The organism is Amycolatopsis minnesotensis (assembly GCF_039529815.1).
Lineage (GTDB): Bacteria > Actinomycetota > Actinomycetes > Mycobacteriales > Pseudonocardiaceae > Amycolatopsis > Amycolatopsis minnesotensis.
On the sequence record NZ_BAAANN010000020.1, the window covers coordinates 27,817 to 51,672 of the forward strand.

21 protein-coding genes and 1 other RNA gene are annotated in these 23,856 nt (G+C 71.6%); 7 read left to right on the plus strand and 15 right to left on the minus strand.

Going from position 1 to position 23,856, the window contains the following annotated elements; genetic code table 11:
* The first annotated feature begins 41 nt into the window (after positions 1–41).
* Both gabT and ABD256_RS24330 read left to right on the plus strand, forming a co-directional pair.
* Complete coding sequence (gene gabT, locus ABD256_RS24325) at positions 42–1,397, plus strand: 4-aminobutyrate--2-oxoglutarate transaminase (RefSeq protein ID WP_344423169.1); 1,356 nt, start codon at positions 42–44, stop codon at positions 1,395–1,397.
* The gene (locus tag ABD256_RS24330; protein WP_344423171.1) at positions 1,394–2,824 is read left to right on the plus strand and encodes an aldehyde dehydrogenase family protein; all 1,431 of its coding nucleotides are present in this window, start codon (positions 1,394–1,396) and stop codon (positions 2,822–2,824) included. The genes gabT and ABD256_RS24330 overlap by 4 nt, the downstream gene beginning before the upstream one ends.
* 508 nt (positions 2,825–3,332) lie before the next feature.
* Here ABD256_RS24330 and ABD256_RS24335 read toward each other — a convergent pair.
* Complete coding sequence (locus ABD256_RS24335; RefSeq protein WP_344423174.1) at positions 3,333–4,106, minus strand: helical backbone metal receptor; 774 nt, start codon at positions 4,104–4,106, stop codon at positions 3,333–3,335.
* The gene (locus ABD256_RS24340; protein WP_344423552.1) at positions 4,106–5,515 is read right to left on the minus strand and encodes an RNB domain-containing ribonuclease; all 1,410 of its coding nucleotides are present in this window, start codon (positions 5,513–5,515) and stop codon (positions 4,106–4,108) included. The genes ABD256_RS24335 and ABD256_RS24340 overlap by 1 nt, the downstream gene beginning before the upstream one ends.
* 125 nt (positions 5,516–5,640) lie before the next feature.
* Here ABD256_RS24340 and ABD256_RS24345 point away from each other — a divergent pair, with 125 nt between their 5' ends.
* Positions 5,641–6,600: an ATP-binding protein gene (locus ABD256_RS24345; protein ID WP_344423177.1), complete on the plus strand. Its 960-nt coding sequence runs from the start codon at positions 5,641–5,643 to the stop codon at positions 6,598–6,600.
* Positions 6,601–6,620: 20 nt separating this feature from the next.
* On the opposite strand, the gene ABD256_RS24350 is transcribed toward ABD256_RS24345, so the two are convergent.
* Genes ABD256_RS24350 through ABD256_RS24360 form a run of 3 tightly spaced genes read right to left on the minus strand, consistent with a single transcriptional unit; the run spans position 6,621 to position 8,643 of the window.
* Positions 6,621–7,616: an amidohydrolase family protein gene (locus ABD256_RS24350; protein ID WP_344423179.1), complete on the minus strand. Its 996-nt coding sequence runs from the start codon at positions 7,614–7,616 to the stop codon at positions 6,621–6,623.
* Complete coding sequence (locus ABD256_RS24355) at positions 7,613–8,344, minus strand: SDR family NAD(P)-dependent oxidoreductase (RefSeq protein WP_344423181.1); 732 nt, start codon at positions 8,342–8,344, stop codon at positions 7,613–7,615. Before ABD256_RS24355 ends, ABD256_RS24350 begins: the two co-directional genes overlap by 4 nt.
* Positions 8,341–8,643 carry a hypothetical protein gene (locus ABD256_RS24360; RefSeq protein WP_344423184.1) on the minus strand — a complete coding sequence of 101 codons (303 nt, stop codon included), beginning with the start codon at positions 8,641–8,643 and terminating at the stop codon, positions 8,341–8,343. Before ABD256_RS24360 ends, ABD256_RS24355 begins: the two co-directional genes overlap by 4 nt.
* An 85-nt stretch (positions 8,644–8,728) precedes the next feature.
* On the opposite strand from ABD256_RS24360, the gene ABD256_RS24365 reads away from it, so the two are divergent.
* The gene (locus ABD256_RS24365; protein WP_344423187.1) at positions 8,729–9,592 is read left to right on the plus strand and encodes a LysR family transcriptional regulator; all 864 of its coding nucleotides are present in this window, start codon (positions 8,729–8,731) and stop codon (positions 9,590–9,592) included.
* Between the two features lie 149 nt (positions 9,593–9,741).
* Here ABD256_RS24365 and ABD256_RS24370 read toward each other — a convergent pair whose 3' ends face one another.
* From ABD256_RS24370 to rnpB, 10 genes are all read right to left on the minus strand, one after another.
* A complete protein-coding gene (locus ABD256_RS24370; protein ID WP_344423190.1) occupies positions 9,742–9,933 on the minus strand; it encodes a hypothetical protein in 192 nt (63 codons plus the stop codon).
* A 41-nt stretch (positions 9,934–9,974) separates the two neighbouring features.
* Positions 9,975–11,444, minus strand: coding sequence for a hypothetical protein (locus tag ABD256_RS24375; RefSeq protein WP_344423193.1), 1,470 nt, complete (start codon positions 11,442–11,444; stop codon positions 9,975–9,977).
* Positions 11,445–11,454: 10 nt separating this feature from the next.
* The gene (locus tag ABD256_RS24380; protein ID WP_344423196.1) at positions 11,455–12,450 is read right to left on the minus strand and encodes a C40 family peptidase; all 996 of its coding nucleotides are present in this window, start codon (positions 12,448–12,450) and stop codon (positions 11,455–11,457) included.
* Positions 12,451–12,454: 4 nt separating this feature from the next.
* The gene (locus ABD256_RS24385; protein WP_344423199.1) at positions 12,455–13,051 is read right to left on the minus strand and encodes a hypothetical protein; all 597 of its coding nucleotides are present in this window, start codon (positions 13,049–13,051) and stop codon (positions 12,455–12,457) included.
* Positions 13,052–13,060: 9 nt separating this feature from the next.
* The gene (locus ABD256_RS24390; protein ID WP_344423202.1) at positions 13,061–15,199 is read right to left on the minus strand and encodes a magnesium transporter; all 2,139 of its coding nucleotides are present in this window, start codon (positions 15,197–15,199) and stop codon (positions 13,061–13,063) included.
* 37 nt (positions 15,200–15,236) lie between these two features.
* Positions 15,237–18,203: an ATP-binding protein gene (locus ABD256_RS24395; protein WP_344423205.1), complete on the minus strand. Its 2,967-nt coding sequence runs from the start codon at positions 18,201–18,203 to the stop codon at positions 15,237–15,239.
* A 3-nt stretch (positions 18,204–18,206) separates the two neighbouring features.
* Positions 18,207–18,671, minus strand: coding sequence for a hypothetical protein (locus ABD256_RS24400; protein ID WP_344423207.1), 465 nt, complete (start codon positions 18,669–18,671; stop codon positions 18,207–18,209).
* Between the two features lie 12 nt (positions 18,672–18,683).
* Entirely contained in the window at positions 18,684–18,950 is a 267-nt protein-coding gene (locus ABD256_RS24405; protein WP_215547473.1) for a hypothetical protein, read from the minus strand.
* Positions 18,951–19,502: 552 nt separating this feature from the next.
* Complete coding sequence (locus tag ABD256_RS24410; protein WP_344423215.1) at positions 19,503–20,375, minus strand: SCO6745 family protein; 873 nt, start codon at positions 20,373–20,375, stop codon at positions 19,503–19,505.
* Between the two features lie 54 nt (positions 20,376–20,429).
* Positions 20,430–20,814, minus strand: an RNA gene (rnpB, locus tag ABD256_RS24415) — RNase P RNA component class A.
* 138 nt (positions 20,815–20,952) lie between these two features.
* Here rnpB and sfnG point away from each other — a divergent pair.
* The 3 genes from sfnG to ABD256_RS24430 all read left to right on the plus strand — a co-directional run bounded on the left by sfnG (position 20,953) and on the right by ABD256_RS24430 (position 23,854).
* Positions 20,953–22,086, plus strand: coding sequence for a dimethylsulfone monooxygenase SfnG (sfnG, locus tag ABD256_RS24420; RefSeq protein ID WP_344423218.1), 1,134 nt, complete (start codon positions 20,953–20,955; stop codon positions 22,084–22,086).
* Positions 22,087–22,147: 61 nt separating this feature from the next.
* Positions 22,148–23,401, plus strand: coding sequence for an SLC13 family permease (locus tag ABD256_RS24425; protein WP_344423220.1), 1,254 nt, complete (start codon positions 22,148–22,150; stop codon positions 23,399–23,401).
* An 18-nt stretch (positions 23,402–23,419) separates the two neighbouring features.
* Entirely contained in the window at positions 23,420–23,854 is a 435-nt protein-coding gene (locus ABD256_RS24430) for a universal stress protein (protein ID WP_344423222.1), read from the plus strand.
* Positions 23,855–23,856 lie beyond the last annotated feature (2 nt).

Here is a 23,856-nt window from a genome sequence, read left to right on the forward strand (position 1 = left end):
GCGCATTCTCGACACCGGATCCCCGAGCGAAGGAGCAGGCCGTGACGGTGACCGCCGACCAGCAGGCACCCGCCCCGAAACACCGCAGGCTGCGCACCGAGATCCCCGGCCCCGCCTCGCGCGCGCTGCAGGAGCGCCGCGCGGCCACCGTCGCGGCCGGGGTCAGCTCGGTGCTGCCGGTGTACGTGACCTCGGCCAGCGGTGGCCTGCTGACCGACGCGGACGGCAACACGCTGATCGACTTCGGCTCCGGGATCGCGGTGACGAACGTCGGGCATTCGGCCCCCGCCGTCGTCGACCGGGTGCGCAAGCAGGCGTGCTGGTTCACGCACACCTGCTTCATGGTCACGCCGTACGAGGGGTACGTGGAGGTCTGCGAAGCGCTCGGCGAGCTGACACCCGGCACGCACGAGAAGCGTTCGGTGCTGTTCAACTCGGGCGCCGAAGCCGTGGAGAACGCGGTGAAGATCGCGCGCGCGGCCACCGGGCGGCAGGCCGTCGTGGTGTTCGACCACGCCTACCACGGCCGCACCAACCTGACCATGGCGCTGACCGCGAAATCCGTGCCCTACAAGCACGGGTTCGGCCCGTTCGCGCCCGAGGTCTACCGCGTGCCCGGCTCGTACCCCTTCCGCGACGCGCCGGGGCTGACCGGCGAGCAGACCGCCGCGGCCGCGCTCGAACGGATCGAAAAGCAGATCGGCGGCGACCAGGTGGCCGCCGTGGTGATCGAGCCCGTCCAGGGCGAGGGCGGGTTCATCGAACCGGCGCCGGGGTTCCTCCCCGCGCTGTCGCGGTGGTGCGCGGAACACGGCGCGGTGTTCGTCGCCGACGAGGTGCAGACCGGGTTCTGCCGCACCGGCGACTGGTTCGCGTCGAGCCACGAGGACGTGGTGCCCGATCTCATCGCCACCGCGAAGGGCATCGCGGGCGGGCTCCCGCTCGCCGCGGTCACCGGGCGCGCCGAACTGCTCGACGCGGTGCCCGCCGGCGGGCTCGGCGGCACCTACGGCGGCAACCCCGTCGCCTGCGCCGCCGCGCTCGGCTCGATCGAGACGATGCGCACCGAGAACCTGGCTGCTTCGGCACGGCGGATCGGCGAAGCGGCGCTGCCCCGGCTGCGGGCGCTGGCCGGGGAAACCGGTGTCATCGGCGACGTCCGCGGCCGCGGCGCGATGCTCGCCGCCGAGTTCGTCCGTCCCGGCACCACCGAGCCCGACGCGGCGGTGACCGCCCGTGTCGCGAAGGCGTGCCACGCGCTCGGCGTGGTGGTGCTGACCTGCGGGACCTACGGCAACGTCGTCCGGCTGCTGCCGCCGCTGTCCCTGTCCGGCGAACTGCTGGACGAAGGCCTTTCCGTACTCGAACACGCCGTCCGGCAGGAGATGTCCCGATGACCGCAACCCCGTTCTGGATCGCCGGAAAGCCCGTCACCAGCGGCGAAACCGCCGTCGTGCACCACCCGTTCGACGGCGGGGTGGCCGGTGCGCACCACGTACCGTCCACATCGGACGTCGAGCAGGCGGTGCGCGCGGCGGCCGACGCCGCGGAGGAGACCGCCGCGCTGCCCGCGCACGTGCGGGCCGGTGCGCTGGACCACGTGTCCAGGACGCTCGAATCGCGCGCGGGCGAACTCGCGAACCTGATCACCGCCGAGTCGGGAAAGCCGCTGAAGTGGGCGCGCGGCGAGGTCGCCCGCGGGGTGTCGACGTTCCGCTGGGCGGCCGAGGAAGCACGCCGGTTCTCCGGCGAGCTGCAGCGGCTCGACACCGATCCCGGCGGCACCGGGCGGATGGCGCTCGTGCGGCGCGTGCCGAGGGGGCCGGTGCTGGGCATCACGCCGTTCAACTTCCCGCTGAACCTGGTGGCGCACAAGGTCGCCCCCGCGCTCGCGGTCGGCGCGCCGATCGTGCTCAAGCCGGCGCCCGCGACACCGTTGACCGCGCTCGCGCTCGGCGAAGTCCTCGCCGAAACCGATCTGCCCGCGGGAAGCTGGTCGGTGCTGCCGACCGGGAACGACGTCGCCGCCGCGCTCGTCGCGGACCCGCGCCTGCCGGTGGTGTCGTTCACCGGCTCCGGCCCGGTCGGCTGGGGCATCCGGGAATCGGTCCCGCGCAAGCACGTCGCACTGGAACTCGGCGGCAACGCCGCGGTGCTGGTCTGTCCGGATTGGACGGACCTGGACTTCGCCGCGCAGCGGATCGCCACCTTCTCGATGTACCAGGGCGGGCAGTCCTGCATCGCGGTACAGCGCGTCTACGCGCACGCCGCTCTCTTCGACGAGCTGGTGGACCGGATCACCGCGCACGTCGCCGAACTGTCCACAGGGGACCCGCGCGCGGAGACCACCAATGTCGGGCCGCTGATCAACGTGGCCGCCGCGGAGCGCGTGGAACGCTGGGTGGGCGCGGCCGTCGAAGCGGGCGCGACCTTGCGCCACGGCGGGACCCGCGAAGGCAGCACCGTCGCCCCGACGGTGCTCACCGACGTTCCCGAGAGCGCCCAGGCCATGGCGGAAGAGGTGTTCGGGCCGGTGGTGTGCGTGAACCGGGTCGACTCGGTCACCGACGGGTTCGCCCGCGTCAACGCGTCCCGGTACGGGCTGCAGGCCGGGGTCTTCACCCGCGATCTGAACACCGCCTTCGACGCGTCGGCGAAGCTCGCCGTCGGCGGCGTGGTGATCGGCGACGTCCCGAGCTTCCGCGCCGATCAGATGCCCTACGGCGGCGTGAAGGACTCCGGCATCGGCAGGGAGGGCCCCGCCGCCGCCATGGAGGACTTCACCGAGCCGCGCCTGACCATCCTCACCGGACTGTCGCTTTAGGAGGATCTTTCCCCCTAAAGCGCTGTGGTGACGGGTGCGCGTCGATTTCTGATGCCGCGAAGGTCACCTTCGGGGCAGCAGATTCCCGCAAGGCCCCCTTCAGGGAATCCGCGAGTTCAGGGCACGTGCACAAGTTCAGGGCAGGCGCGCAGAACGGACTCACGAGGCCCGCATCCGCGATGTTCATGCCCCTGAAGGCGTCCTTCAGGGAACCTGACGCCGCGAAGGTCACCTTCGGGGCACAGGCGCCGCCATGCCGCACGCCACGAAGGGCGAGATTGCGGCGTCAGATTCCCAAAAGCGCCCCTCAAGGCACGCCCTGGAATCTCGCGACTCCTTCTCCCTTCCGCGCTCGTGCCCCGAAGAAGGCATTCAGAGACGCGAACGCCGCGGATCTGACCTTCACGAGGCCCGCCCTGCTCCGGGCCGCGCGCCCCGAAAGCGCCCTTGAGGGAACCTGACGCCGCGAAGGTGACCTTCGGGGCATCCTGGTCCTCCAAGGCCACCTTCAGGGCATGGCCGCGAGGGCGGCGGACAGCGCGCCGTGCGCGTCCACAAGGGACGGTCCGTACCAGGTCAGGAAGCGGCCGGACACCAGGACGTACGGCACGCCGGGGAAGGCGTCGGGGCCGTCGTCCGCAGTGAACTCCCACGGCTCGTCCGGGAGCACCAGCAGATCGGCCTCGCCGCTGTCGAACCGCGCGCGCAGTTCGTCGAGCTTCGGCCGGGGGTAGCGGTCTTCGTGCCCGGCACAGGCGTTCGCGATTCCCAGCCGCAACAGCACGTCGCCGCCGAAGGTGTCGCGGCCGAGCACCACCCACGGCTTGCGCCACACCGGAACGACCGCCCGCGCGCGTACCGGCGCCGGGGTGCGCCACGCCTCTTCCGCCGCCACCAGCCAGTCCGGCTGGTCCAGCTCGAAGCACTGGGTGAGCAGGCGGCGCAGTGACGCCAGCCCGTCGGGCACGGTGGCGGGCGCTGCCATCACCCACACCGTGATCCCGTTGCCGCGCAGGGTTTCCACGTCCTCCGGCCTGCTCTCCTCGGAGTTCGCGAGCACGAGGTCCGGCTTCAGCGCCAGGATCCGGTCGATCTTCGGGTACTTCGAGCCGCCCACTCTCGGCAGGTCCAAAGTGGCCGGATGGGTGCAGTAGTCGGTGGCACCGGCCAGCCGTCCCGGCGCGCTCACTTCGACCGCTTCGGTCAGTGACGGCACCAGCGACACCACGCGCGAAGGCACGGCGTCGAGCGGGACCGGTTCGCCGAGATCGTCCAGCAGCATCAGGAACCCACCCGCTCGAACGAAACCTTGCGCTTGGCGACGTCCACCGCGGTGAGCCTCGCCCTGATCCGCGCCCCCTCGGGCAGGCGCTCCCCCGCGCACTTCGCCACCACCGGCGGGTCCTCGATGAGCACCTCGGCGCGGCTCTCCTCCGCACGGAGCACCACCGCGTCGAAGGTGCCGCCGATCCGCTCGGCCAGTATCCACGCCTCGACCTGGTCGATGCAGGAATGCTCCACTTTGGACGCCAGCAGGTCCGATGCGCTCATCAGGTCCGGCAGCCCGGCCAGCGCGGAGCGGACCCAGCCCGGTACCGCGCGTCCCGCGCTCACCGCGAGGCACACCTCGGTGGCGAACCGGTCGACGAGCCGCCGGATCGGCGCCGTCACGTGCGCGTAGGAGCCGCCGATCCCGGCGTGCGTGGTCAGTTCGGGAAGCTCGCCGTCGAACGCCGTGTAGCCCGCGCCCCGCAACAGCCGCGTCGTGTCCGCGTAGAGCGCGAGCGACTCCGGCGCCTGCGGGTCGAGACGGGACAGGAACTCCGAGACGCTGCTCGCCGCGTCCCATTCGACCCCGAGCGCGTATGCCGACCTTCGCAGCCAGCTCACCGCCTCGGCGTCCGGATCCGGCAGCGTGCGCAGCACGCCGACCTTGTGGTCGATCATGATCGAGGCCGCCGCCATCCCGGTGAGCAGCGAGATCTCGGCGTTCCACGCGTCGACGTCGGTGCGCGGCCGCCGCGCCAGCGCCCAGCCCCCGCCGGGGTCCGCGCTGATCTCCTGCTCGGGAAGCTGCAGCTCCACCGCGCCACGGCGGACCGCCAGCTCGCGCCGCAGCCTGCCCAGCTCGGGCAGCACCGCCACCGACGGGTGCTCGGTGCCGTCGTCGATCGCGGCCTGCACCGTCTCGTAGTCGAACTGCCCGGTGGAGCGCACCAGCGCGCGGCGCACGTGGACGTCCCGCAGCTCCCCGAGGTGATCGGTCTCGACCGTCCACAGCACCGCGGGGCGGATCTCGCCGGGCAGCAGGCTCGCCGCGCCCTCGGACAGCACCGGCGGGTGCAGCGGCACGTTGCCGTCGGGCAGGTACAGGGTCTGGCCGCGGCGGCGCGCCTCGGCGTCGACCGGGCCGCCGGGCGCGACGAAGGCGGCGAGATCGGCGATCGCGTAGTGCACCAGGAAGCCGGTGGCCGTGCGTTCCAGGAGCATCGCCTGGTCGAGGTCCTTCGCGCCGGGCGGGTCGATCGTCACCAGCGGCAGGTCCGTCGCGTCCTCGCGCGCACCGGCGTCGATCGGATCGATCGCCGCGGCCTCGGCTTCGGCCAGCGCCCTGGCCGTGAAGGACTCCGGGAGCTCGAACTCCGCCCGGAGACGGCCGAAGTCCCCACCCGTGGCATGAGTGCGGATCACTACCGGCGGCACCCCAGCACCATATCCCCGATCGGGGGTCCCGACCGCTCGATCGGGGATGGGCCACTCGGGTGTATCTTGACCACCACCAGTGAAATGAAAACCACTATCAGAAAGGGCAGGTTGTGAAAATCGCCTTCGTCGGCAAGGGCGGCAGCGGGAAGACCACGCTGAGCGCGCTGTTCACCAGCTACCTTGCCGGTACCGGTAACCCGGTGCTCGCGATCGACGCGGACATCAACCAGCACCTCGCGGTCGGACTCGGCGCGAGCGAGGAGGAAGCGCTCGCGCTGCCCACCCTCGGCGACCACCTGCCCCTGATCAAGGACTACCTCCGCGGCGACAACCCCCGCATCAGCAGCGCCGACGCGATGATCAAGACCACCCCGCCCGGCCGGGGCTCGCGGCTGCTCACCCCGTTCGGCGACAACCCGATCATGGCCGCCTGCTTCCGCGACATCGGCGGCGTCCGGCTCGGCGTCACCGGCAGGTTCAGCGAGGACGACCTCGGCGTCGCGTGCTACCACTCCAAGGTCGGCGCCGCGGAGCTGCTGCTCAACCACCTCGTCGACGACACCGGCGAGTACGTCGTGATGGACATGACCGCGGGCGCCGACGCGTTCGCCTCCGGCCTGTTCACCCGCTTCGACGTGACCTTCCTCGTCTGCGAGCCCACCGTGCGCAGCATCGGCGTCTACCGCCAGTACTCCGACTACGCCAGGGACTTCGGCATCCGGCTCGCCGTGGTCGGCAACAAGGTCACCGAACCCGACGACGTCGACTTCCTCCGCGAAGAAGTCGGCACCGACCTGCTGTGCTGGCTGGAAAGCTCGGCGCACGTCCGCGCCGCCGAACGCGGCCGCCCCCGCCCCATCGAGGAGCTCGAAACCCACAACCTCGACGCGCTGCGCACCATGCGGTCCACCATCGACGCCACCCCGCGCGACTGGGACCGGTTCCAGCGGCAGGCGGTCGAATTCCACCTGCGCAACGCCCGTTCCTGGGGCAACGCCCGCACCGGCGAAGACCTCGCCGCGCAGGTGGACGAGGAGTTCGCGGTGCCTTCCATCGCGCGGCAGGCGTAAGGCCCGGTCCGCGGCACGGCCTAAGCGATACCGAACACGCGCTCGGCCGTGCGGTGGCCGAGCGCGGTCCGCTGCCCTTCGGTCAGCGGGGCGTCCCGCAGGAAGGCCATGGCGGCCGCGGAATCCTCGTACGGACAGTCGATCGCGAACATGATGTTGTCCGCGCCGACCGCGCGCAGAGCGAGCCCGAGCACGTCCGGATCGTCGATGCCGCTCGTGGTGAGCGCGAAGTTGCGGCGGAAGTACTCGCTCGGCGTGAGCGACAGGCGCGGCATCGGGGTGGCCGCGCCCGCGGTCCGCACCGCGAACGCGTGCCGGTTGTCCATCCGCCGCAGCCAGTACGGGATTCCCTCGCCGAGATGACCGAGCACGATGGTCAGCCCGGGGTGGCGGTCCAGTGCGCCGCTGAGGATGAGCCGCACGGCGTGCAGCCCGGCCTCGGCCTGGTAACCCCAGACCGCCCCGGACATCCCGTGCTCGCGGTAGGCGCCGAGCCCGCTCGGCGCCCGCGGGTGCAGGTAGATCGGCGCCCGGTTCGCTTCGGCCGCCGCCAGCAGCGGCGCGAACTCCGGCTCGTCCAGGTACCGCCCGCCGGTATGCGAGTTGATCATGATCCCGTTGAGCCCGAGCGGTCCCGTTGCCCGCTCGATCTCGGCGGCCGCGGCGGCCGGATCCTGCGGCGCCACCGCGGCCAGCCCGCCGAACCGGCCGGGGTGCCGCCGCACGATCGCGGCCAGCGCGTCGTTGAACTCGCTGGCCAGCGGCACCGCGTCCGCCGCGGGATAGGGCTGGACCCCTGGCGGGTCGAGGCTGAGCACCGCCATGTCCTGCCCGATCGCGTCCATCTCGTCGAGCCTGGCGTCGAGATCGACGAGCCGGGCGCGGAAGGCGGGCGAGGTTTCCACCGTGCGCGTCAGCCCCACCTCGGTCTCGTCGCCCGGCACCACGTCCAGCCCGTGCGCGACGCGCAGGAACGCCTCGGTGGCGAGGTGCTCCTCGACCGCGATGACCCTCATGCCCGTCGACCGCCGTCGACCGACAGCGCGATCCCGGTGACGAAGGACGCGGCGTCCGAGCAGAGCCAGACCGCCGCGGCGGCCGCCTCTTCCGGCGCGGCCAGCCTGCCCAGCGGGGTGATCGCCGCCTGCATCGCGATCATCTCGGTGCCCGCCGCCACCTTGTCGAACCCCGGCGTGCGGGTCGGGCCGGGGCAGACGGCGTTGACCCGGATGCCGTTCGGCGCGTAGTCCACCGCGGCGACCTTGGTGAGCCCGACCACGCCGTGTTTGGCCGCCACGTAAGCGGGGGCGCTCGGGATCGCGTACAGGCCGCCGTTCGAGGCGACGTTGACGATCGCGCCGCCGCCCGCGAGCACGGGCAGCTCGTACTTCAGGCACAGGAACGTCCCGGCCAGGTTGACCTGGACCACGCGCTCGAACTCGGCCAGGCCCATCTCGTCGAGCCGCCGGTGGTGCGAGGTCATCCCCGCGTTGTTCACGGCGAAGTCGAATCCGTCGTAAGCGGTGGCGGCGCGCTCGACAGCCGATCGCACGGACTCTTCGTCGGCGATGTCGACGGTGACGGCCAGCGCCTCGCCGCCGTCCTTCTCGATCATCCCGACGGTCTCGGCCGCCGCGGCCCCGTCGATGTCGAGCACCGCGACCGCCGCGCCCTGCCTGGCGAACTCGATCGCCGCCGCGCGGCCGATCCCGCTGCCCGCGCCGGTGACCAGACCCGCCTTCACGACAGCGGCTCGTGGTTCGCCCAGGCGACCCGGTACGGGTACCGCGACTGCCAGCGGTCGATGACCTCGTGCATGCCGGGCGCGCTGAACGCCTTCGCCAGTGCGTCGGTGTCGGCGACGGTCACCTGCACGATCGCGGTCGCGATCAGCGCCGGGATGGCTTCTTCGCCGGGGATGGGGAGGTGGCGCCCGGTCGCGACCGACTGGGTGAGACCGCTGTCGAGCATGACGCGTTCGATATCTGCGAGGTACTGATCGAGCTCGGTGTCCGGTAGCGGCTTATCGAAGGAAACTATCATCGTGTGGGTGATCATGTCTCAATTTTGGCCGCCGGAAACCGCCGGTGTCCAAGACCGGTTCGATCTTCAGCGATAACCTGGAGGCATGGTCGAACTGGAAACCCGCGAGCTCGAGTACTTCATGGCGGTCGCCGACGAGCTGCACTTCGGCCGGGCCGCCGTCCGGCTCTCGATCGCCCAGCCCGCGCTGTCGAAGGCGATCCGGCGGATCGAAACGCGGCTCGGCGTCCCGCTGTTCGTCCGCTCCAGCCGGCACGTCGAACTCACCCCCGGCGGAGAGGCGTTGCAGGAACACGGGCGTCATGCGCTCAACGCGGTCAGCGCCGCCGTCCGGAGCGCCCGGCGCGCCGGTGACCCCCAGACCCACCTGCGGCTCGTGCTCAAGCCCGGCGGCGATGCCGGTCTGCTGTCCCCCATGCTGGCCGAGTACGCCCACCGGCCCGACGCCCGCCGGGTGGACATCCTGTTCAGCGGCCCCGCCGACCGCGCCGACTTCCTGCTCGACGGCCGGGCCGACGTCGGCCTGCTCTACGCGCCGTTCGACCCGCTCGACGGCCTGGCCCACGAAACCGTGCACACCGACGACCGCGTCGCCATCCTCCCGTCCTGGCACCGCCTCGCCGGGCGCACCTCGGTTCGGCTGTCCGATTTGGACGGTGAGCCGCTGCCGCGCTGGAAGGGCGTCCCCGGTGGCGATGGCACCGGCCCCGAGGTCGTCGACGTGATCCAGCTGCTGCAGATGATCGGGGTGGGCCGGATGATCGGGGTGCTGCCCCGCTCGCTGGTCGAACCGGTCGCGGGGGGCCTGGTCTGCGTCCCGGTGACCGACGCGCCGCCCAGCCGGCTCGTACTCGCCTGGAAGGAACAGGATCGCCGCCCGCTGGTCGCGTCCTTCGTCGCCGCCGCGCTCAGCCTCCGTGACAGCGCCGCGGTGCATTCAGCGGGCTAAACGTCGTCGCGGGGGCGCTGTTCATGCCCGGAAGGATGCTCCTGCCGAGGCCAAGGCGCCGATCCGCCGCGCATTCCCCGAAGGGGCCCTTGAGGGAACCTGACACCGCGAAGGCGTCCTTCGGGGCATGCGGAAGTCCGGGGACCTGGTCAGTTCCAGTCGGCGTCTTCGGCATCCGCCTTGCGGGTGCGTTCGCGGGCGATCTCCAGCGCCCGCTTCGCGGTGGCTTCGTCGGGGTACGGGCCGAGCAGGTCGATCGCACGCGCGCGCTGGTGGTGTTCCACCTGGTTGGTGCGGGTGTTGTAGTACCAGCCCTCGTCCGGGTTCGGGTCGTCAGCCATACCGTTCAGCGTCGCACCATCGGCGCGCCGGCACCACTCGCCTATTTGCGGTAGCGGTACGGGATTTCGGTCGGCTCACCGGTCGGGCCGAACCCGCTGCCTTCACCAGGGGGCTTCGCGGCACCGGGCATCTCGTCGAACCAGTCCCGTGAATTCGGCGGGCGGAAACCCCGCGGCGGGGTGTCGACGTCCGGCTCCTCCGCGGGTGCCCGCTTCGGCTCGGCGCTTTCCGGCGGCTTCGGCGGGGGCAGCTCGGCGGTGCTTTCCGCCGTCTCCCACCACTTCAGGCCACTCGGCTCCTTCGGCTCCAGCAGCGCACCCGCGGCCCAGCTACGCGACGCGGAAGTCTCCGGTTCCGGCGATTCCTCCGACGCGGCAGGGGGCTCCGGGCGCGTCATGGGCGGCGGAGCCGTCGAGGCCGATGTCGGGCGCTGCGGAGGCGGGGCCGCGGGAGGGACCTGGCGCGCGGGCGGGGGCGCCTCGTGCTTCGGCGGCTTGACGGCCTCGGTCCGCTCCGGCGTCCGCGTCGGCGGCACCGGGTCCGCGTACCGCGGTCCCTCTTCTGGCGGCTTGGACGCGGCAGGAGGCGCCGACGACGTGACCGGCGGAGTCCCCGCCTGCGGCACGGGCGTACCCGACGGCGGCGTGCCCGGCGGCCGGGACGGCGCCTGCTGAGCCGGTGGCTGCTGCGCGGGAGGCGGCGATGCGGGCGGCTGTGCTCGCGGCTGCGCACCCGGAGGTCCCCCTGGCGACCCCGGGGCCATCGGCGTACCGGACGGCGGCGTCGGAGGATGCGGCGGCTGCCGCGAAGGCTGCGGAGTCGACCGCCACACCGGTGGCGGCGGGATGTTCATCGGCGCGGGCGGGCGCGGCTGCTCCGGCTGCCGCCGCGGCGGCGCCTGCTGCGGTGCCGGTTGCTGCTGTGCTGGCGGTTGCTGTGGCGGCGCGGGCTGCTGCGGCGGCGCGGGCTGCTGCGGCGGTTGCGGCGCCTGACGCGGCCCCTGCTGGTGCTGAGGCGGCGGCGGGGCCTGCTCCGGCCCGCGGCGCACGACCGGGTCGAGCGAGGACACCAGCACCGTGACCGCTTCGGGGTCCTCGACCTTCCGCCCGCTGCGCTCGCGGTAGATCATGTCGCCTTCGGCGTCCATCTCGACGAGGTAGCCCGCCTCCGCGAGCTGCTCCTCGTCGAGATCGATGAGGTTTTCGTACCGGGACGGCACGACGCGGTAGATCGGCCAGGACAGGTTCCCGTGCACGCGGTGGAACTCCGCGAGCAGCCCGGCAAGCTGCTGCTGCCACGGCAGCGACATCGATTCCGCGAGCGGGCGCGGCAGCACCACGTACCCCTGGTCGACGCCGGGCCAGCCCTTGGCGAGGTGGTCACCGAGCGGGGTGCTGGACGCGGGCGGCCCGGCGGGGCGGGGCAGCTGGGGGTTGCCGAACAGGTCACGGGGGTCCTCCCCCGGCCCGCCGGCACCCTGCTTGCCGCGCTTGCCGAACTTCTTGGCCACGTCGCCCACCCTAGACGCCCGGCCGGACGGCCTGCGGGACAACTTCGCTCTCGTCGAACGAGAACGCCCGGGTGTGCACCGGCACGCCGGTCTGCTGCGCCTCGACGATCTTGCCGTCGCCGAGGTACATCGCGACGTGGTGGATGGTCGCCGGGTTCGACGGGTCGGTCGCGAGGAACACCAGGTCGCCCGGCTGGGCGTCCTTCACCGGGAGCATCGCGCCCGCCTGGTACTGGTCGCGCGACACGCGCGGCAGCGTGACACCGGCGGACTCGTAGGCGCGCAGCATCAGCCCGGAGCAGTCGAAGGAGTTCGGGCCGGTGGCGCCCCACACGTACGGTTTGCCCTGCTCGCCGAGCGCGAACTTGATCGCCGCGGCGGCGCGCTGGTTCGGCGGCAGCGCCGCGCCCGCGCTCTGGCCGCAGCCGCTGACGTCGGTGACCTGGCCGAGGTTCTCGACCAGCTTGACCGCCATCGGCTCCCACTTGTGGTACCGCTCGGGGAACCCGGACCGCTCGACGGCCTGCGCCGAGTCACCGGGGCGCTTCTTCTCCCAGTCCGGCACCGCGAGCAGCACGTCGTAGAACTTGTTCACCTGGTACGGCGGGTCGGTGACCTGCTGCACGGTGCCCCAGCCCATCGACGGCCGCATCTGGAAGATGCCGAGCGAGTCGCGGTCGCCGTAGACGAGGTTGCGCAGGCCCGACTCGGTCATCCCGGCCTGGATCGCGATCTGCCACGCGCGCGGGGAAAGGCTGCGCTGCTTGCCGATCGAGATGATCTGCCCGACGATCGAGCGCTGCTCGTCGGTGAGGCGCGAGGCATCGCCGGCGCCGCGGTTCGGGTCGCCGGGCTGGCTCGGGCCGACGGCCGCGTCGCAGCTGACGTTCGCCACCGCCCTTGCCTGCTCCTGCTGGTCGGTCACCACCTTCGCGATGGTCCCGGTGGTCACCACCGCGGCGAACGCGATGGCGACCAGCACGACGACGAGCACGCCGACGCGCATCCCGCTAACCCGCCTTGTCGTAGCTCGCGACGCGCCATCCCGCCCCGCTGCGTACGACGCTGATCGTCAGCTTTTCCTTGTCCGTGGCGACTTCCACGTCCATCGAACTGGTGAAGGAGTTCTTCGCGACGGGTTCGCCGGTCACCTTCGTCGCGGCGATGTTGGCCAGCTCGACCGACGCCATCTGCGGCAGGAACTCGTCGGTGGTGTAGGGCTTGAGGTTCTGCAGCCACTGCTCGATCGTCATGCCCTGCGGGTGGTTCACCCACGCCGCCGCCCACGCCTTCGCGATGTTCAGGCCGTCCTGGTTCGGCGGCGCCGAGGCCGGCGTCCTCAGCGGCGCGGTGAGCCGGGTCGTCGGCGCGACCGTGCCCCCCGGCGCACCGGGCGCCTGCGGCGTACTCGACGTGGTCTCTTCCGGCGCCGGCGCGGCCGTGCCGGTGGACTGGCGGCCCGCCAGCTTCGGGATCGCGATTCCGACGGCGGTGACCACCACGGCGAACACCACGAGCGTGACGACGAGGTGCTTCGGCGACCTCAGCGGCCAGCCCCACAGCCTGCGGTAGACCGCGGCCCTGCCGCGGTTCGTGCGGATCGGCATGCGCTCCCCCTACCGGACCATGCGGTCGGTGTCGCGGACGTCTTGCCGTACTTCGAGCCCTCGCGAGGGCCGGTAGACCACGAACACCGGCTTGCCCGCGACCATCTCCGCCTCCGCGCGCCGCGGCTCCGGCGCCGCGGCCGGGGTGGGTGGCATGCCCGGCTGCGGTCCTGGCTGCGCCTGCTGCTGCGGCGGCGCGGTGTACGCGGCTTCGCTCTGCCCACGCCCGGAGTCCATTCTGGACGGGACGACGACCGGCTCCGGTTCGTCGCTCCACCGCCGGTCGAACACCGGTGACGTGTCGACGCGCCTGCTGCTCGGACCACCACCGCTCGGACCACCACCGCGCAGCGTTCCGCCCGGCCCGAGCACGTAATCGCCGGGAGGGCCGCTTTCGAGCGAGTAGGCGGTGGCACCGTCGCTCCCGCCGGACGGCAGCGCGGGGCGATTGGGCATGCCGCCCACCGCGCCCGCTCCGCCGGGCCACGGCGCACCGGACCACGCGGCGGCCGGGCGGGAAAGCCCCGACACGCCGTCGAGGCGCTGCGAGTTGGCGAACACGGTCGCCTCCGGCCGGAACCGGCCACCACCGGAGAGCGCGCCGATCGGCCCGCGGGACTCGCCTTCGATCGCCTCGTCGGTGTCGCGCACGTTCGCCCAGAACTCGTCCTGCGGGGTCGGGCCCTGGTTCTTGCGGCGGAAGCGGGAGAACAGGCCCCCGCTCGGCGCCGGTATCGCGCCGCCGACCGTGCTGACCGACATCTCGACCATCTGCCACAGCCGCCGCACCGGGCGCCCCACCATGAACAACAGGATGGTGACGAGGCTGGCGAGCGCCATCTGCGTGAGCATCGACAGCACCTGCCCCGCGCCGAAGATCGCCTGCAGCAGCAACGCGTGCACGCCGGCGAGGACGGACAGGATGGCGAGGTTGAACGCGACCGCGCCGAGCAGCTTCGCCACCCGCCGCAGCACGTCGTGGTGCACGAGCGCGACGAGGCCGATGACCGGCGCGGTCAGCACGAACAGCCGGATGATGACCTGGGCGAGCAGCACGGACAGCTTCGCCAGCAGCTGGAACACCGCGTAGGCGAGGCTCTGCCCCAGTGAGAGGAACCCCGCGCCGACCCTGCTGCCGTCGTCACCGGTGAAGTAGCCGGTGTCCGGGCCGAGCTGCGTGGAGATGTTCTTGAACGCGGCCTTCTTGCCGTCGACGACGGCCTGGTTCGCGTCCTCCTTCGCGTCGATCTGCGACACCGTGAACGACTGCGCGTCGAGCAGGCCGGGGCCGAACTTCTTCGCGTTCTCGTTGTCCGGCGAGCCGAATTCGCCGCGCAGCCAGTTCCGGTAGACGACCTGGTCGTGCAGGTCGGTGGGGATCACGTCCCACGCCTTGTGATCACCGGTGGCGTCGATGAACCCGGCCTGGATGTTCGTGGTGGTCTGTACCACTGCGCTGTCGATCGGATCGAGATAGCGCAGCATGGCGACCGAGGACGCGGCGAGCCACACCGCGGCGAGGCCGTACAGCGCGCGTTTGCTGATCGTGCGCAGGTCGCCCTGCCAGATGTTGCGGAACATGAAGATGGCCAAGATCAACGCGGCGATGCCGAAAAGCTGCGCGTAGATGTTGTTGTAGACCTTCTCCGCGCCGGTCTTGACGGCGTTGTAGATCGGGCTGAGCAACCCGTTCTCCAGCACCGTGTAGTGCAGCGAGTTCGTCGCGCCGACGATGTTCTTGCCCAGGTTGAAAAGCTGGTTCCCGGCCCAGGTGTCGATCGTCGCGCTCGGGTCGGCGAGGCCGGACAGCGCGCCGCAGTTCGTCTGGAACGTGTTCCACACCATGCCGCCGTAGCCGTACTTGAAGTACGGGCTCTCGATGTGGCCGTGGTGCAGCGGCGGGTCGATCGCGCCGACGAGACCGGCGCCGGGGCGTTCCGGGTTCGGGGCTTCGCCGCACGCCGCGGCCGAGGCGGGCGGCGCGGTGGCGACGGCCTGGAAGCCGAGGATCGCGACCGCCATCATGAGCGCGGCGAACCGGCGCGGTTTCCGCTCACCGCTCTTGCGACGGTCGCGACGGTGGTTGCGCCAGGCGCGCCAAGCGCCGGCCACGGCGAGCAAGAACGCCACGGTCAGGATGGTGTTCATCGCCCACCACCCGGCCGCGCCGCGGTATCGCCGCCGCTCATGCGGCGTCCCGGCCGGTGCCGCCGCCCTTGCCCGCACGGGTGCCGCTGTTCTCCGGCGTGCCGTCGTGGTGCAGCTCGCCGGAAAGCTCCTCGCCCTGCGCCGCGCCGTGCACGGGCTCGGCGAGCAGCTGGTCCTCGGTGAGGCCGACCTCCAGCTCGGCGGCGAGTTCGAAGTCGTGCTCGAGTTCCTCGTCCTCCGGTGGCGTGGCCACGTGGGGCGCGGGCTCCTCCTTGGGCGTGCCCGCCCCCGGCTTCGACGGCTTCGCGTCCGCGCCGGCGCCGCCCGGCGTGGTGTCCAGCGCGTCGCGAAGCTGGGCGAGGTGCGGGCCCGAGAAGTCGACGCGGATCCGCTCGACGCCACCGGCACCGTCGCCGAAGATGAACTGGCGCGGGTCGCGGTCGCGCTCCAGGCTGCCGCGGTGGGCGCCGGGGCGCCTGCCCAGCGCGGCGACGACCTGCTCGTACCCGACGCCGACCGGCACCTTCAGCAGGCGGAGCGCGTCGGCCTGCGCGTCGTCGTCGTCGAGCCTGCCGACGAAGACGGAATCGAGCAGCGCGACGAAGCCCTGGATCTTCAGGAAGTCCGCCGGGATCTGGGACGACAGCAACACCCGCACATTCCACTTACGGGAGTCACGGGCGAACCGGTTCATCAGCACCCGCCCGGTCGGGACCTCGGAGAGGAAGAACGCCTCGTCGATCCAGACGCCCTTGCGCTGTTCCTTCGGCTTCTCGTAGACCGAGCGCTGGGTGAGCCACGCGGCGAGGTTCAGCATCTCCACGCCGAGCGATTCCGCGTCGGTCCAGTGCTCGCGGCCGACACCGTCCTTCGGCAGGGTCAGCCCGGCCATGGTCAGCACGGTCATCCGGTCGTCACGGGTCTCCGAGTACGGGTCCGCGTCGTGCTCGGGGATGAGCAGCGACATGCGTTCGCGCATTTCGTCGAGGAAGTCCGCGACGACGCCCGCGTGCTCGTGGTGCTCGCTGGAGTCGCGGCGCAGCGCGTCGATGACCTGGCCGGGATCGGCGTCGAACCGGCCGCCGACGGCGCGGACGGCGCGCAGCAGCACGATCCTGGTCTGCGCCATCCTGGCCACCTCGTAGGGCAGCACACCGGTCAGCACGTCGAGCACGAGGCGGCGGCGGGTGGCGCCGGCGAGCGCCTTTTCGCGCCGCCACGACCGTTCCGGGTCGTCCTCGTCCATGAAGTGCTCGAGCAGCGGCTCGGCGACCACTCGGTACGGGTTGAGGATGCCCGGCTGGGCGTTGAGCAGGTTGATCGGGCGCGCGTACGGCCGGAGCTCGGGCAGCTCGCACAGCCGGGACAGCGGGCCGGACGGGTCGAGCAGCGTCCAGCTCGCCCCGGCCCGAAGCGATTTGTAGACAATTCCGCCGCCGAGGAACGACTTTCCGCCGCCGAGGCCGGCGACCATCGCGGTCAGCCCGGAACCGTCCCTGATCTCCTGCGCCATCCACGGGTCCCAGGCCACCGGGCGCCTGGTCGCGGTGCACGTCTCGCCGAGCAGGATGCCGCGCCGGTCGCCGACCTCCGCGGTCGCCGTCGGCACCGCGGCCGCGGCCCACACCACCGAGCCGCGGCGCATGTAGGCGCCGGACGCGAGCGGCTCACCGGGGATGAACTCCCGCGCCAGCGCGTACTGCGCTTCGGGGTGCTCGATCGCGATCTTCGGCTTGTACAGGTCGAGGAGCTGCTGGGCGAGGCGCAGCGCGTCGCGTTCGGTCGGGCCGGACACCGACAGCCGCCACCACGACCGGACCCTGGTGGCCAGCGCGGTGAACCCGGAGGTCATCTCGTCGTCGATCTCGAGCACCCGCGACGCCTGGCGCGCCAGCGACTGCGGCGGCTCCAGGTCGTGCTCGTCGGTGTAGTGCTTGACCTGCGAGCGCACCTTGTTCATCTGCCGCTGCAGCTCCCCGGCCACCTCCTCCGGCCGCCGCACGTAGATCCGCGCGGACCATTCCACGGAGGCGGGGAGCCGGTCGGCGTGCTGCACCCACGGGTCGTCGACCTCGGGGATCTGCAGGCCGTGCATCTGGCCGACGGTCAGCACCGCGACGTGCCGGAGCACGCCCGCGTTCGAGCCGGTGCGGCCGCGCACGGTCAGCGTCGGGGCGTACGGCTCGGCGTGGAAGTCGGCGGCGTCGGTGAAGCTCGCGAGGTCCTCCGGCTCCCATTCGGCGCCGGGCACCGCGGGCATGTTCCGCGGCGCGGGCAGCCCGAGCGAGCACGAGCGGTGCATGAGCCAGGACATCTCGTCGGCGTGCGCCGGCCTGCCCTCCAGCCCCGACGAGCCGATCACCTGGTCGAGGTGCTCGACCTCGGAGTCGAGCGCGGTGAGCTCCGCGTCGACGGCCTCGGGCAGGATCTTGCGCAGCACCGGCGCGGCCCGCTCGACGGCGCGGTCCATCATCCGCCGCGTCTGCACCTGGACGCCGAGGTAGACCTCTTTTTCGGCCATCGAACGGCCCATCAGCTGCTGCTGCTCGCCGATCAGGTAGTCGTCGAAGGACATCGCGCCCGGCACGTCCTTCGGCCGGTTGGGCGCGTTGCGCACGTGCGCCTCGGCCCACATCCGGATCGGGTAGGGCCGGGTGGTCACGCGCAGGTGCAGCCAGCGGCCCTGCAGCTCGGCGTACTGCCCCGCGATGGCGGCGACGAGGTCGCGGCGCTGGGAGTCCGACCGGAACGACCAGCGCTGCGGCGCGAGCCGGTACCAGGCGTAGACCTCGTGCCCGGTGCGCAGCAGGTGCCCGTCGATGCTGCGGGCGGCGATCGACGGGGTGTAGGCGGGGATCGCCTGCTCCCTCGGCAGCCGCTTGCCGCCGCGTGAGTCCTGCTGCTGGCGCGAAGAGGACTGCCTCGCCTGCGGTGGCTGCCATGAGGTGGCACCCGAGTGCAGGTCCTGCTCCCGCTTCTTCCCGCGTCCGCCGCGACCGAACAAGGACTACCTCCCGGCCGGTGCCGTGGTGCCGGCCCGGCGCGCTCGTGTGGTGGCTCGCTTCCGTCCGTGCGGCGGGTTCCCGGCCCGTCGCCTCCGGTTCTTCGGCACCGGCCGCTCGGCCCGCACCCGTACCTTGGCCGCACTCACCGCGCCACCGGTCGCCGAGATCCGCTCGCGGGGGGTGTGCAGCTCACGGGCCCACATCGACATGACCGCGCCGAGCGGGCGTTCGTGACTGATCTTCCTGGTGATCACCCTGGTGATCAAGATCGTGCCGACGAAGGCCCACGCCATCGAGAAGAAGCCGAACCCGACACCGAGCTGGCGTTCGACGGTGAGCACGATGAGCAGGACGGGTACGCCGACGCCCCACGCCACATAGCGGGCACGCCAAGGGAACGTGGCCTTCGGCGGGCCGAGCCATACGGCGTCGACCCGGTAGACCTCGTCGTCGGTACGGATACGCACAGTGAGCCGGTCTCAGCCTGTGAAGAGGCCGGCGATCCACTGGCCGACGTTCACACCGAGCCCACTCACCGCGAGGCCGATGATCGCGAGCGCGATCACGACGCCGGCAAGCCTTCGCATCACGCCGGCGTTGTCGCCCTTGCCGCCACCGAGCCACAACAGCAGCAGCGCGACGGCGAGGAGCACCAGCGGGATGATGTTGTCGAGCATCCACGACTGGACGCCCTTGGTCTTGATCTCACCTTGTGCGAGATCTTGCACAAGCGTCATCATGGTCATCGCGTACTCCTGAGTGCGAGGAGCGTTCTTCTCACGAGCCCCCTCTGCTGGAGGCCCTTGGTCGGGGGTGGGACTTGCAGCGTCGTCCAGCACATAATGCAGTCACGACGCGTAGCGGTCAAAGCGCGCTCTGTTCAGTTCGGTTCAAGGCTCCGACGCACACAGTACGGCCAATCTCACTGCAGCTCGTTTGTCTAACTCGCTGTCTCCATCATCGCCGCAAGGCGGCTCAGGTTTAACCCCGGCCACCCGGATTCCGTAGTACGCCGGTGGGCTCACTCGGTTGTGCGGCTTGCGCTCACTCTCGGTGCGAGCACTTTCCGCGCTTCCGTGGCGCGCACAGTCAACCATGCCCCGTTCGGCCGCAGACCTTGCGTCCGCACAGTGACGAGCAAGATCAACTCCGGCGCCGAAGTCGATCACCCTCGGGTGCGAAACCGGTCACAAGATCCTCTCAAACCACCGCATTTTCGACACTCTCCGTGACATCTGCCCGATTTGGTGGATCTACGACGGCCATTCGCCGGATCAGTTCGCTAATGCGAAAAGAATTCAAGCCTTGGGTGCCGCGAAGACGCCTTCGGGGAACGCGCCCGCCGCCACCGCCTGACGGCTCAGCGCGCGGCCGATCTCGTGCAGCCGATCGGCGCGCCCCTGACCGAGGTGGACCCAGGGCGCCATCGCGGCCCGGTTCGTCGCGTCCTCGATGCCGGCGCGCAGCTTCTCGCCCGCGTCGGTGAGCGCGCCCGCCTCGTCGAGCACGCCGGCGTCGCGAAGGCGGCCCGATTCGGCGTCCCATTCCTCATCGGACCAGCCCCGGGTCTTCTTCGCCGCGGGCGCCATGAACCCGCGGCCGGTCGCCGTGTGCGTGACAAGCGCGCCCAGCCCGCCGAGCCCGTGCTCCACGAGCGCGGCGATGTGCCCGTCGCCCCGGTACTCGCGCAGCAGGCTGATCGCGTGCCACAGGACGAGGTGCGGCTCGCCCGGCCAGTCCAGGTCCGCGTGCCCGGCGTAGAGCGGCCTGCCCTCGGCGGAGCAGGCGGTGGTGGCTTCGCGTGCGAGCTCGGCGGCCTCGGCGACGTCGGGAGACGCGAGCGTCTCGGCGCCCAGCAGGCGTTTGAACGCGGCGTCGATGGCTTCCGCCCTCGCGGCGAGGATCCGCTCCGGCGACGCCAGCGTCCACGCGCGGGGAATGTGCCGCGCCACGAGCGACGGGCTGAAGTTGTAGAACGTGGCCGTGACGACGCCGGGCCCGACGGTGCCCATCGGCGCGGACCGGCTCGCGAAGTAGCCCATCCTGCCCGGCTGGAGCCCGGCGGCGGTGAGCGCCTGCTCGGTCTCCGGCGCGAAGTAGCCAAGACTGTGCAGCGGGTCGAGCACCCGGTGATAGCGGTATGCGACGGCGACGTCGTCTCCGAAAGCCATGCGGCCACCCTACTGGTGGGTAGGGGTGCTTGCCGCGCCGCCGAACGGGGGAGGCGGACGAGCTGGCATGTAAGCCGGATCCTGTACCCGCTCGCGCGGGTGGCGGCCATCCATCTCGGCCTGCCGTCACCGGCAGGCTCCAGCGGCCTACCCGCAGGCTCGGACGGGCCGTCCTCGAACGCCTGCGCAGGAGCACGCGTGCTCCCTCTTGGCCTTGCTCCGGGTGGGGTTTACCGAGCCGCCCCGGTCACCCGGGGCGCTGGTGGTCTCTTACACCACCGTTTCACCCTTACCGCCGTCCACTTGGGACGGAGGCGGTCTGTTTTCTGTGGCACTTTCCCGCGAGTCGCCTCGGGTTGCCGTTAACAACCACCCTGCCCTGCGGAGTCCGGACTTTCCTCGAAAACCTCGCGGTTCCCGCGACCGCCCTGCCAGCTCGTCCGCGTACCGGAGGATAGCCGGTCCCCGCCGGGTCCCATCGCGTGGACGCGCGTTGACCGCCATGACCGGCGCTGTTGTACTCGCCGTGTCCGGGCCCGACGCACCATCCACCCCGCGACACCGTTCTGGAGCAAGCATGGCTGAAGAACCACTCCGTTTCGCCTACTGGGTGCCGAACGTCAGTGGCGGCCTCGTCACCAGCGATATCGAGCAACGCACCGACTGGGGCTACGAATACAACCGGGAACTGGCCGTGCTGGCGGAGAACAACGGCTTCGAGTACGCGCTCACGCAGGTGCGCTACACCGCCAGCTACGGCGCCGCCTACCAGCACGAGTCCGTCGGCTTCAGCCTCGCGCTGCTGCTCGCGACGCAGCGGCTGAAGGTGATCGCCGCGATCCACCCCGGCCTGTGGCACCCCGGTGTGCTCGCGAAGTTCATCGCCAGCGCCGACGTCATCTCGGGCGGGCGCGCCGCGGTGAACGTGGTGAGCGGCTGGTTCAAGGACGAGTTCACCGGGCTCGGCGAACCGTGGCTGGAGCACGACGAGCGGTACCGGCGCTCCGAGGAGTTCATCCGCGTGCTCAAGGAACTGTGGACGGACGACCACGCCGAGTTCGGCGGGGACTTCTACCGGATCCACGACTTCGACATCAAGCCGAAACCGCTGCCCGCCGGAGACACCGCGGGCCGCCCGCACCCGGAGGTCTTCCAGGGCGGGAACTCGACCGCGGCGCGCAAGCTCGCCGGCCGCGTCTCGGACTGGTACTTCAGCAACGGCAAGGACTTCGACGGGTTCAGCGAGCAGGTCGGCGAGGTGCGCGACTACGCGGCCGCGAACGACCACGCCGTCCGATTCGGGCTCAACGGGTTCGTGATCGCGCGCGATACCGAGGCCGAAGCGCGCGAGGTGCTGAAGGAGATCGTCGCCAAGGCCAATGTGGACGCCGTCGAAGGGTTCCGCAGCGCGGTCAAGCAGGCCGGATCGTCCACTTCGGACAAGAAGGGCATGTGGGCCGACTCGGGGTTCGCCGATCTCGTGCAGTACAACGACGGCTTCCGCACCGGGCTGATCGGCACCCCGGAGCAGATCGCGCACCGGGCGATCGAGTACAAGCGGCGCGGCGCGAACCTCCTGCTGCTCGGGTTCCTGCACTACCACGAGGACGTGCGGTTCTTCGGGGAGAAGGTGCTGCCGGTCATCCGCGAACTGGAACAGGACGAGGACCGTTCCGCGGGCACCCCGGAGCCGATCTCCACCCCGGCGTGAGCCACTGCCCCGAAGGATCACCTTCGGGGCGCTGCCGCGGCGGACGATCTAACGTGAGCGGGTGAGCGGAGGCCCGGTGAGCGCGATCGTCAGCCTGGTGCTGCTGGTCGCCGTACTCGCCTTCGCGATGATCCGCCCGCGCGGGCTGCCCGAGGCGCTGGTCGCCGTGCCCGCGGCCGGGGTGGTGCTGCTGCTCGGGCTCGTCCCGCCCCGGCTCGCCGTCGACCGCGTGCTCGCGTTGCTGCCGACGATCGGCTTCCTCGCCGCGATCCTGCTGCTGTCCTTCCTCGCCGGCACCGAAGGCGTCTTCACCTGGCTCGGCGACCGGGTCGCGGTCGCCTGTCGTGGCAGGCCGCGGCGCCTGCTCGCGCTGACCTTCGCCGCCGCCGCGGGCACCACCGCGGTGCTCAGCCTCGACGCGACCGTCGTCCTGCTCACCCCGGTCGTGTTCGCCACCGCCACCCGCCTGCGGCTGCGCGCCAAGCCCCACGTCTACGCGTGCACGCACCTCGCGAACTCGGCGTCGACGCTGCTGCCGGTGTCGAACCTGACGAACCTGCTGGCGTTTTCCGCCTCCGGGCTCAGCTTCGCCGGGTTCACCGCGCTGATGGCGTTGCCGTGGCTGGTCACGATCGCGATCGAACTGGCCGTGTTCGTGCGGTTCTTCGCCACCGACCTGACCGGGCGCTCGGACGTGCCGTCACCGGAGCCGGGACCGGCGCCGGTGTTCGCGCTCGTCGTGCTCGGGCTGACGCTCGCGGGGTTCGCGGCCGGGCCGCTCGCGGGCGTCGAACCGGCCGTGGTCGCCGCGGTGGCCGCGCTCGTGCTGGCCGTGCGCGCGCTCGCCCGGCGCACCGCGCGCCCGTGGCGGCTGGTGACCGAGGCGAACCCGCTGCTGTGCCTGTTCGTGCTCGGCCTGGCGATCGTGGTGGAGGCGGTGTCGGAGCACCTGCTCGGCGACGTGCTCCGCGCGCTGCTCCCCGACGGTGAGGGCCTCGGTGAGCTGCTGCTCGCGGCACTCGTCGCGGCGGTGCTGGCGAACCTCGTGAACAACCTGCCCGCGACGCTGATCCTGGTGTCCGCCCTCGGCCCGCACCCGGCGGCGGGGGTGCTCCTCGCCGTCCTGCTGGGCGTCAACATCGGGCCGAACGCCACCTACCTCGGTTCGCTGGCCACCCTGCTGTGGCGCCGCGTGCTGGCCGGCGCCGGGGTCACGCCGACGCTGCGCGAGTTCCTCCGCCTGGGCGCGTGGACGGTTCCGGTGTCCCTCGCCGGTGCCGTTCTCGCGCTGTGGTGTGGCCTGGCACTGGTTTGACGGGCACGATGGTCAGCCATGAAGGTGACGGTGTGGCTCGCGGAAGGGACCTGGCGCGCCTGCGTCGACGCCGTCTCAACGCTGGGCCCCGAGCTCGAAATCACGCTGCTGCACGTGGCGGACGACGACGTGGGTGACGCGATGCGCTTCGCCTACCACGGGTTGCTTTCGCGGCACGGCCACGACCCCGCCGACACCGTCGACCCGGTCGCGGTGCCCGCCGAACGGGCGCTGCTCGACGACGCGAAAGCCCGCCTCGGCCGCGAATGCGCGGTGCGGGTGCGGCACGGGCACGTCGAACGCGAAGTGGTGGCGGCGTGCGCCGATGCCGACGTACTGGTCTGCGCCCGCGACGGCGAACGCGGCCACGCCGGGCCGAAGAGCCTCGGGCACCACACGCGCTTCGTCGTCGACCACGCGCCGTGCGCCGTCCTGCTGGTCTGGCCCGGCTGACG